Origin of the sequence: Bacillus sp. JJ634, from assembly GCF_036962285.1 — a bacterium.
Lineage (GTDB): Bacteria > Bacillota > Bacilli > Bacillales > DSM-1321 > Peribacillus > Peribacillus asahii_A.
In genome coordinates this window covers 1-10,948 of sequence record NZ_JBALMU010000155.1, presented here as the reverse complement: position 1 = coordinate 10,948, position 10,948 = coordinate 1, and the positions used below count along the sequence as shown (strand labels likewise).

The 10,948-nt window shown below is 35.9% G+C and carries 9 protein-coding genes; 1 reads left to right on the top strand and 8 read right to left on the bottom strand.

All coding sequences use genetic code 11. The annotated features are described in order from the left end of the window. Positions 1-58: 58 nt before the first annotated feature. Positions 59-1,270, bottom strand: a complete 1,212-nt coding sequence (locus V7068_RS19875; RefSeq protein ID WP_499714219.1) for a S1C family serine protease — start codon at positions 1,268-1,270, stop codon at positions 59-61. Between the two features lie 427 nt (positions 1,271-1,697). On the opposite strand from V7068_RS19875, the gene V7068_RS19870 reads away from it, so the two are divergent. Continuing rightward, a complete protein-coding gene (locus V7068_RS19870; protein ID WP_499714220.1) occupies positions 1,698-2,363 on the top strand; it encodes a nitroreductase family protein in 666 nt (221 codons plus the stop codon). Here V7068_RS19870 and V7068_RS19865 read toward each other — a convergent pair. The 7 genes from V7068_RS19865 to V7068_RS19835 form a co-directional block, all read right to left on the bottom strand. Beyond that, the gene (locus V7068_RS19865) at positions 2,360-2,752 is read right to left on the bottom strand and encodes a cytosolic protein (RefSeq protein ID WP_499714218.1); all 393 of its coding nucleotides are present in this window, start codon (positions 2,750-2,752) and stop codon (positions 2,360-2,362) included. The genes V7068_RS19870 and V7068_RS19865 overlap by 4 nt on opposite strands. Before the next feature lie 54 nt (positions 2,753-2,806). Then, on the bottom strand, positions 2,807-3,562 hold the full coding sequence (locus tag V7068_RS19860; protein WP_499714217.1) for an exodeoxyribonuclease III: 756 nt from the start codon (positions 3,560-3,562) through the stop codon (positions 2,807-2,809). Positions 3,563-3,668: 106 nt separating this feature from the next. Continuing rightward, entirely contained in the window at positions 3,669-5,117 is a 1,449-nt protein-coding gene (gene glgA, locus V7068_RS19855; protein WP_499714216.1) for a glycogen synthase GlgA, read from the bottom strand. A gap of 15 nt (positions 5,118-5,132) precedes the next feature. Further along, on the bottom strand, positions 5,133-6,239 hold the full coding sequence (gene glgD / locus V7068_RS19850) for a glucose-1-phosphate adenylyltransferase subunit GlgD (RefSeq protein ID WP_499714215.1): 1,107 nt from the start codon (positions 6,237-6,239) through the stop codon (positions 5,133-5,135). 15 nt (positions 6,240-6,254) lie between these two features. Continuing rightward, positions 6,255-7,421, bottom strand: a complete 1,167-nt coding sequence (locus V7068_RS19845) for a glucose-1-phosphate adenylyltransferase (RefSeq protein ID WP_499714214.1) — start codon at positions 7,419-7,421, stop codon at positions 6,255-6,257. Next, on the bottom strand, positions 7,421-9,355 hold the full coding sequence (gene glgB, locus V7068_RS19840) for a 1,4-alpha-glucan branching protein GlgB (RefSeq protein ID WP_499714213.1): 1,935 nt from the start codon (positions 9,353-9,355) through the stop codon (positions 7,421-7,423). Before glgB ends, V7068_RS19845 begins: the two co-directional genes overlap by 1 nt. Positions 9,356-9,623: 268 nt before the next feature. After that, complete coding sequence (locus V7068_RS19835) at positions 9,624-10,637, bottom strand: glycoside hydrolase family 15 protein (RefSeq protein ID WP_499714212.1); 1,014 nt, start codon at positions 10,635-10,637, stop codon at positions 9,624-9,626. Positions 10,638-10,948 lie beyond the last annotated feature (311 nt).

The following is a 10,948-nucleotide window of genomic DNA, read 5'->3' as shown; positions in this document are numbered from 1 at the left end:
TTCCCTCCGAATGTTCTTTCTTCTATCAAAGCGTTTTAACTTTTACATCTAAATAAATTTAATATGCCTCTTCTTCCTCTAATCCATCACTATATATTTCACCATCCCCCTCTTCTTCAAATTCTTCCGTTTCCTCCTCATCCGAATAATCTTCATCTAATTCCTCTTCTATATATACATCGTTATTTTCATAGCTTTCATCTGCTTCATAAGAATCGGAGTCTTCGTTCCAATCTTCTTCATATTCGTTTTCTTCCTCATAAATCTCTTCTTCATAAGTATCTTCCTCATCTATTGTTTCCTCTTCGTATTCGTAACCGTTTTCTTCATACAAGCTATCTTCTTCTTCTGAAGCATTATACCAGTCATCTGGGATATCATAGTAGGAGTTGTTCTCATCTGAATAATCTCCTCCATCAAAATACCAGTCATCGCTATTCTCCAGCTCTTCTTGATAATGTAAATAGCCCTCATCGTTATAAAATAGATTATTTAGTTCTTGTTCAGATAACGGTGTAGTAATCCAATCTGTAATTAATGAATAAATTGAATTTATCGGAATACTAAACCCGATAGATTCCTCCCCCATTACTTTAGCAGAATTGATTGCAATTACTTTCTCCGTTTTTAAGGATACAAGTGGACCTCCGCTGCTACCAGAAGCGATTTGTGCTGACATTTGATAAATATTTTCATAAGCACGCTCCCCAATATAAAAACTGCGATTCACTCCTGTTATATGGCCTAAAGTTGCGGTATTACGCAAGCCTAATGGGCTTCCTAAAGCAAGTACTTCTTCTCCAAGTGAAGCACTTTCGGTTGTTTCTATGGGAAGAAAGTTACCTCCAGCTAAATCGGGCACTCTAACAACTGCAACATCCGTATTATTAGAGTATCCAATCACGGTTCCACTATATTCATGATTTGTACTATCTTGAACGGTTACGTATATAGAACCTTCCACAACATGGGCATTTGTTAATATGTCCCCTTTTTCATTAATTAAGAAACCAGAACCTTGGCTTGCTTCTGTATAGATGGTTACTACTTTTTGTAATGATTCTTCAATCACTTGAGAGACATCTTTTTGAACTTTTTCTATGATTTCACTAGCGGGTAAAGCTTCAGCCTTAATTTCTTCTGTTTTCTTTTCTGTTTCCTTTTTGTCTTCTTCTACTTTCGTTGAATCTACTACAGCTGTTGTTTTAGGCATTTTTTGATAATCATTTGGATAAAAATAGTTCCATAATACAAAGCCAAAAGTAGTCATACTACCTAAAGCTAAGATTATAAGAAATGGAATCCGCTTTGATCCTCTGATTTTTTTACCACAATGTGGACAAAAACTCCCCCGACTTTCAATAGTATTACCGCAAGAATGACATTCCAAATTTACCACCTGCTTCATATAAGTCTTTTAGACTATTATATTTTAATAATAGAATTTGTTCTATATTGTTTACTATTACTTGAACATTTTTTTAGTTGTGAAATAAATAGATATACATGATTTTTAACATTTGAAGGTGGATTAATATATTCTAACGAGGTTTTTATTTAAATATAAAATAGCATTGCTACTTCTTACTTTTCTAGCTCATTAAGTTAAAAATATCGAGTTCTCTATTTCTAGTTACTTTTCGGTCCTAAAATCCTATTTATACATATATTTTCTTATTGAATAGGAGTGTTGCAGCATATCTGAATTGACAACTGTAGTAAAAGAACGTCGCTCGGCTAATAACTTTTTAGAAAACCAACCGATTTCCATAAATGAATTAAATGAAATGTTTGAATTAACGAAGTTTGCTCCTTCTGCAAACAATTTACAGCATGCAAAATATATTGCTGTTTTAAACACACACATAAAGGAACAAATTAAAGAAGCTGCTGGTCAATATAAAGTGTCGACCGCTTCCGCTGTGATTCTTGTACTTGGTGATAAAAAAGCTCACCAAAACGTTGCGCAAATTTATGAAGGGTTACTCCATTTAGGCATTATGGACCAACGAGAATATGAGGAGACTGTTAGCAGCATTATAACGGATGCAGAAACAAAAGGAGAAAAATTTCAAAGTGAGGAAGCGATTCGAAACGCTTCTCTTTCAGCCATGCAATTTATGCTCATTGCCAAAGACAAAGGCTGGGACACTTGTCCAATGATTGGGTTTGATCAAGCAAAAGTACGAGAAATCTTAAACATTACCAACCAATATGAAATTGCACTAATGATTACAATTGGAAAAGAAAAAACAGCCAGCAGGCGACCACGAGGATATCGTAAACCTGTTACGGAATTTGTTACATATATAAAAAAAACGAAGAACAGTTTGAAAGCTGTTCTTCGTTTTTTTATTTCTTAAGGTTTAACGGCATTCCCTTCTTCCACAATATGATGAAGTAAATGAGCAAGATGATGAACTGGACCATACTCTTCACTTTCTTCCTCTTCTTCTAATTCATCGATACCGTGTAAATATAAAGCCATAAATTCGTAAAAATCATTTTGAGAAAATGAATAAAAATCTGATGGATCTTCCGCATCCTCTTCATACTTCAATACGAGATGAGATACATCCCCTTCCTCATCTTCCGCATCCAAAAATAAGAAAAATCCGATATTTGTATCGAGTTCGAATAATCTTCGGATTCCACCACTTGTTGATTTTTCAAACTCAGCTTCTGTTAATTTTTGAACTTGCATGCTGTCTACATTATCTTCTTGATGAAATCCAACAATAAAAGTATTCATTGTAACCTCCCATTAGTCTTCAGAATACTACTAGTATGTCCTCTCATTTTATTTTTACAAGTTCATTTCTAAAACAATGGGACAATGATCACTGCCTAGAATATGACTATGTATATCAGCATCTATTAAATCATTTTGCAAGCGCTCTGATACGATAAAGTAATCAATACGCCAACCAATATTACGTTCGCGCACTTTCGCCATATAAGACCACCACGTATACGCCCCTTCTTTGTCTGGATAAAAATAACGAAATGTATCTAGAAAGCCTGCTGCCAGCAAGTCTGTCATTTTCTCTCGTTCTTCCATTGTAAATCCTGAATTCCCTATATTCGATTTAGCATTTTTTAAGTCATGCGGTTGATGAGCAACATTTAAATCCCCGCAATATACAACAGGCTTGACTGCATCAAGCTCAACTAAATACGCACGAATTTTATCTTCCCACTCTAAGCGCTCGTCCAATCGCGATAAATCTCGCTTTGCATTAAGGGCATACACATTGACCATATAAAACGTATCAAATTCTAGTGTAATAATTCTTCCTTCCGGTTCCTCTTGCTCATCACCTACACCATATTTTACCGATAAAGGTTGTTGCTTCGTAAAAATGGCTGTACCCGAGTACCCTTTCTTAAGAGCATAATTCCAATATTGATGATATCCTTCTAATTCAAGCTCGATTTGTCCCTCCTGAAGCTTTGTTTCTTGTAAACAAAAAATATCTGCATCTACTTCTTTAAAATAATCTAAAAATCCTTTCTTTACACAAGCTCGTATGCCATTTACATTCCATGAAACTAATTTCATATTTTGTCTTCTCCTTGTTGCTATCTTTTTCTTATACTATATCCGATTATTATCGTGAAAACAAAAACCAAACATGGATAGAGCTTGAACTCTACCCATGTTTGGTTTAAAAAGCAGGGACCGCTGTCGTTTCAACTAAAGATTCATATAACTCAATATATGCTTTTGATGATGCATCCCAGCTATAGTCGAACCTCATCGCTCTTTCGGCAAGATTTTGCCATTTTTTCGGCTGAAAACGATATAAACCAACCGCTCTCTCAATCGTATATAGCATATCATGCGCATTATAATTCGTGAAACTAAACCCATTTCCTTCATTTGTAAACTCATTATAAGGAATGACCGTATCTCGAAGCCCACCCGTTTCTCGCACAATCGGCAACGTTCCATAGCGAAGTGCGATTAATTGTCCAATGCCGCATGGTTCAAATTGAGACGGCATCAGGAATAAATCAGAACCTGCATAAATTCGCCTCGATAATTGTTCATCGAAATATGTCTGAACGGATACCTTATCCGGATACTGCGCTGCTAAATCTCGCAGTGCAGATTCATAATAGGCATCTCCTGTACCAAGTATAACAAGTTGAACATGTTGACTCATAATTTCATGAAAGACACGAAGAACTAAGTCTATTCCTTTTTGTTCAACGAGACGAGTAACCATTGAAATAACGGGTATTTCATCATTTACAGGAAGATGTAAATCTTTTTGAAGCTTTCGTTTATTCTCCATTTTTCCTGCATATGTTGTATATGGTTTAAATAAGGAAGAATCCAGCCTTGGATTATACACTTCATAATCGACGCCATTAATAATACCTTGCAGACGATTATTTCGTTTACGAAGAAATCCATCAAGTTGTTCACCGTAATAACCCGTTTGGATTTCTCCCGCATAACTTGGACTAACAGTTGTTAAATAATCAGAAAAAGCTAATCCTGCTTTTAAATAACTTACATTTCCATAAAACTCAAGCGCGTCCATATGAAAATACAACTCACTTAAATCCAATAATTCCGATAATACTGACTTAGGAAATACTCCTTGATAGCGTAAGTTATGTATCGTAAACACTGTTTTTAAGTTACGATAAAAGGGATGATTGCTAAAATGACTTTTTAACAAAACACTAATCGGTCCAGTTTGCCAATCATGACAATGAATAATATCTGGTTTTTCTTCTAAATAAGGCAGCGCTTCTAACACCGCTCTTGAAAAGAAAGCAAATCGCTCTCCATCATCAAAATATCCATAGCTGCCATGTCGTTTAAAATAGTATTCATTATCTAAAAAGTAGTAATTAATCCCATTGTCAACCAATTTTTCAATCCCGCAAAATTGCTTTCGCCAGCCTACCGATACTTCAATACTCGTCATATAGGTTAACTGTTGCTTGTATTTAAAAGGAAGATCTTCAAACTTTGGTAAAACAACACTAACTCCTATTTGTTGTTTTTTCAATGCTTTTGGCAGCGCTCCAATGACATCGCCTAGCCCGCCTGTTTTAATATATGGGGCACATTCTGAAGCAGCAAATAATATATGCATAATCATGCACCTCCATTAAATAACTTCCGCTTTTTTGATAACTAGTGGTTCGTTTTCTCCAACAGCCTTTTTCGCTTTCGTAATTCTTACTTCTTTATCCGCGATAACATTTTCAACAATAGCACCTTCTTCGATTTCACCCTTTTGCATAATAATGCTATTTCTCACGACTGCCCCTTTTTTCACTTTAACCCCACGGAATAGAATGCTGTTTTCAACTGTCCCTTCAATATCGCAGCCATTAGCAACTAAAGAATTTTTCACATGCGATGTCTGGCCATACTTAGCTGGAGGCTCATGTTTAATTTTCGTAAATACACTCCATTCCTCACTAAAGAAAGATTTAAGAGTTTGAGGGTTTAAAAACTTCATATTACTAGCATGAAAACTTTCGATAGAATGAATAAATGGCAGCTCCCCAGTAAAGTGATATCCTTTTACATTTAAACAATGAAGATTAGCTTTTACTGCATCTTTTAAAAAATTATATTCTTCATTCGCTGCACATTTTTTAATCAAATCGATAAAAAGAGATTTACTAATTACATATGTTTCAAGCGAAATATGGTCGCCTGCTTGCGGTACATTAAATAAGTTAATATCGGTTACATTTCCGTCCTCATTCACTATACATTGATGATAAATTAGCTTTTCAACAGCACCGTCGTAAAAATCTTTATACACAACGGTAATATCTGCTTGATTTTCTCGATGAAAAGCAAGGATTTCATTGTAATCTATTTTACATACATGATTTCCTGGTGAAATAATCACTGTATCAGCATTTACTCGTTCAAAAAAACTTAAATGATTATGAAACTGTTTCATATCACCCATACTCGTTTCATGCGGCTGAATAGGGGGCAAAATAAATAATCCACCTGAACGTCGATCTAGATTCCATTCCCTCCCTGATCCAAGGTGATCCATCAAGGATAAGTATCTTTCTTTTGGAAAAACGGCAACTAAAGAAATATCGGCATTAATAAAATTCGACATCGTAAAGTCAATAAGACGATAACGCCCTCCGAAAGGCACGGATGCTATATTACGATGAGTAGTTAATTCTTTTAAATATTGCTTCTCATTAATTAAATTAATAAGGCCTAATACATTTCCCATGACGATCGCCCCTTATCAAATATTCGTAATCTTTTTTTGGTCAGTAGAAGTAATCGTTTGACCTTCTCCTATTAAAGTAATCTTAGCTGATGGATTGGAGTTTCCAATCACAGCCCCATCTTCTATTACACAATTACTATCAATAATCGCTCTTTCAATATGAACATTATCTCCAATGTGAACATTCGGCATAATGACGGAATCTTTAATAGTTGAATTATAGCCAACCTGAACATTATAGGATAAAACAGAGTGCTCCACTGTACCATAGATCATGCACCCTTCATTTGTAAGAGATTGCTTAATGACTGCCTCTTCCCCGATATAATGCGGCGGATGATTCGCGTTTCTAGCGAATACTTTCCAATCAGGATCATCTAATTGAAACTGAGGATTTACCTCGAGAAGATCCATATGCGCTTCCCAAAGGCTTTCCACTGTTCCAACATCTTTCCAGTATCCTTCAAAATGATAGGCATATAAGTGTTTTCGGTCCTTCAGCATATTAGGGATAATATTTTTACCAAAATCGTGATCAGAGGTTAAATCCCTTTCATCATCTATTAAATAACTTCTTAATGTTTTCCAGTTAAAGAGGTATACACCCATTGAAGCTAAGTTACTTTTCGGATATTCGGGCTTCTCATCAAATTCGATAATTTTTTGATTATCGTTAGTATTCATAATGCCAAAACGGCTTGCTTCTTGCCATGGTACTTGAATAACCGCAATTGTCGCTTGGGACCGTTTTTCAATATGATAAGCGAGCATTTGACTATAATCCATTTTATAAATGTGATCACCGGAAATAATTAAAACATTTTCTGGATTATATCGATCTATATATTGAATATTTTGATAGACTGCATTCGCTGTTCCTTTATACCACTCCCCACCGTCTTTCCCTTTATAAGGAGGTAGTACCGAAACGCCGCCGAAATCCGAATCCAAGTCCCATACTTTACCATTCCCGACATAGTCGTTGAGTAAATGAGGCTGATATTGCGTTAAGACACCAACCGTATCAATGCCAGAATGTGTGCAATTACTTAAAGGAAAGTCAATAATTCTATATTTCCCTCCGAAAGGAACAGCTGGTTTAGCTAATCCACTTGTTAATTCTCCTAATCGAGATCCCTGTCCGCCAGCTAATAACATTGCAACCCATTTCTTTGAAGCCATTATCCCTTCACTCTCCCCTGTCTTTTTTGCGTTTGCTTCATAAAAACTGAAATAGCTAATGGTGGTACAGTTATTTCCATACTATAACGTTGATTATGATAAGGCTTCTTTTGAACAGCAATCGGCTGCCCATTACACTGACCCGTTCCACCAAAAGAAACGTCATCGCTGTTTAACACCTCGATATATTTTCCTAATGATGGAACACCAATACGGAAGTTATGATGCACATCGGCTGAAAAGTTGCACACAATCAGTGCATAATCCCCTTTACGTTTGCCCTTTCTAATAAAACTAATAATACTCTGTTTATGATTATTCGGATCAATCCATTCAAACCCTTCCTGATCATGGTCAAGTCTCCATAAGCAAGACGACTGCTGATAAAAATGTTGCAACGTACGGAAAAACCGAGCCAACTTTGTGTGTGATTCATAGTCTAATAGTAACCAATCTAATTGCTCTTCATCTTTCCATTCAATAAATTGACCGAATTCCCCGCCCATAAACAATAATTTTTTTCCTGGATGCATGATAAAATATCCATAGAGTAAACGAAGATTCGCAAACTTTTGCCAATAGTCACCTGGCATTTTATTTAAAAGAGAACGTTTCCCATGTACAACATCGTCATGTGAAAAAGAGAGCACAAAATTTTCTGAGAAGGCATAAAATAACGAGAATGTTAAGAGGTTATGATGATAAGGTCGATGGCTTATATCCAGCTTCATATAACGAAGAATATCATTGACCCAGCCCATATTCCATTTAAAATTAAAGCCTAGTCCTCCTACATCCGTTGGTGATGTAACCAGCGGCCAATCTGTCGCTTCCTCGGCCATCATTAAAGCAGTAGGATACTTATGAAATACCGCTTCATTTAATTTTTTAATAAAAGCAATCGCTTCTAAGTTCTCCTCTTCGCCATACTGATTGAGGATCCGCTCCGGAAGCGGGTTATCATGGTTTAAATAAACCATCGAGGATACTGCATCAATGCGAAAGCCATCAATATGATACACATCCATCCAAAACATCGCATTAGAAATTAAAAAACTAACAACCTCTGGCTTGCTAAAATCAAAGCTATACGTTCCCCATGCCGGGCGTTCCGCTCTTCGAAAATCGATTGGTTCATATAAAGGAGTGCCATCAAATCTTCCTAAGCCATGAGCATCTTTACAAAAGTGAGCAGGAACCCAATCTAAGATAACCCCAATTTGATGTTGATGACATTGATCCACAAAATACATAAAATCCTCTGGAGTACCATACCGACTTGTGAGTGAATAATAACCAGTCAACTGATAGCCCCATGATTTATCATATGGATGTTCCATAACGGGCATGAGTTCGATATGTGTAAATCCGTTATCTACTACATATTCAATCAATTCATCAGCAAGCTCTCGATACGTATAAAACTCTCCGGTCTCCTTTTGTTTCCACGTTCCAATATGTACTTCATAAATGGACATCGGTTTATGATACACATCTTCCTTTTTTCGTTGAGCCATCCATTTGGAATCTTGCCAATTGTACGTATCTAATCGCTTAATAACTGAAGCTGTCTTGGGACGTAATTCCGAATAAAAAGCATATGGATCTGCTTTGAGAATGATATGATTACTTGGTGTATGTATTTTATATTTATACAATTCACCTTCCTTTAAGTCAGGCACGAACAGGACCCAAATTCCCGATCGTTCAATCCGTTCCATTTGATGATTCTCTCCGTTCCAATGATTAAAATCACCAACAACGGATACACCTCTAGCATGAGGAGCCCAAACGGTAAACCTTACACCTTCTTGATTCGCTTTTTTCACAAAATGTGCACCAAGCAATTTATAACTTTCATAAAGTGTTCCTTCATGAAATAAATATAAATCAGTGGGATTTATCTCATAGCAAGCATCAACAGTATTATTCAAAATTCCACCTCCATTCCTTTCTTATAATATATATTCGTTATAATTCTGTTTAATCCTTCCATATCTCTCGACTTCACCTGTAATAATTAACCATTTAATTCAACAAAATATTATATTTGACAAAATATTTACCTTTTTAGAAAATTAGATACGTTGTTCATGAATCTTGTTAATTTATACGTTATGTAACAGCGCAAAAAATTAAGTAAAACAAAATGAAGAAGCTCCTCCTATTCAACAGGAAGAGCCCGCGCTTATTTTGAGTATGTTAAGTTACTTGTTCATTGCGAATATTGTCCATTTTTACTAAAAATAGATACGATAAGGAAACGGACCAGGCTAACGGGGTATTTCCATTTGGAATATTTTTTCCGCCGATATATAGTTCCGGCACTTCAAAATTAGCTGGGATAATTTTTTTCGTTTTCTCAATATATTGTTTCGCCATATTGTTCATACCTAGTTCTAAATAGCATAGCCCAAGCCATGGAAACCCAAAACACCACTCAGCTTCGCTGCCTTCATTATAATATTGATCATTTTCATAACGGATGCAGCCATAGGTTCTTTCTAATTTATTGGAGACATTCTGTACGATTTTTAAAGCGGTTTTCCGATTCACAATTCGATACGGATAAATCAGTGAAAGTAAGGCTAAGTCTGTTTCTTTTGTTTCACTTTCTCTAGGCAGCATAAATCGTAACGTTTCTTCTCCTTTTTTAATCAGTTCTTCCTTTACATTTACAAGCATTTTGACGGCATTTAATCCTGCAACACAGGCGCCGATACTTGATGCATGCAGCTCCATATTTTCTTCCCACATACCATTATCGATTGCTTGCCAATATTGTAAGCACTCTAAATAATCGACTAACTTCTGAACAATTTGGAGATCTCGTTCGTCACGAATCACTTTTTTCCCATGACGAAAACCTTCGCCTACTCCCCATAAAAAAGCACCAATGGCATCATTTTGAGCATGCCCCCACTCAACAGGAATTTCCTTTAAATCCGTTGAGTATCTAGAATGGATATATTCAAATAAATACATTGGTTTTTTCTCTGTATGAATATCAATCTTCCATTCATAATTACGAAACAAGTCGAACAAAGCCTGATACGCTTTCTCATAACGGTCTGAAGAATCTGTTAAAAAAGGGAGCACGGTATAAACAACATCTCTAATCCAAACATAGCTATAATCTTTAGAGAGACTGGCCGTATATGCCCCATTCGAAAGTCGCATCCGATCAAGAACTTCAATGGCCTTGTTTACATTCATTAGATAAACACCTCCGTAGCTTTTTGCTTTACTCTCAGTGTTGACAAAACCCTCATTTCTAAACATCGCCCTCTAATTTTTAAGCGCTTTCATAAACTCAACTGCAAAACCTGCTCCCTTAACCTATATATCTGTACTGTTAGTGTATGTAAGAGCTCCTTGATTTGATAATAGTTTCAATCTATATGAAATAAAGGGCAGCCCATATTATCTGTTACTTAATATGCGCTGCCCTTTATTCGTTTAAGCTTTATCTATCTTCTTTTCAATGCAGTGTGTAACACTTTATTCTATTTAGCCCTATTATGAAT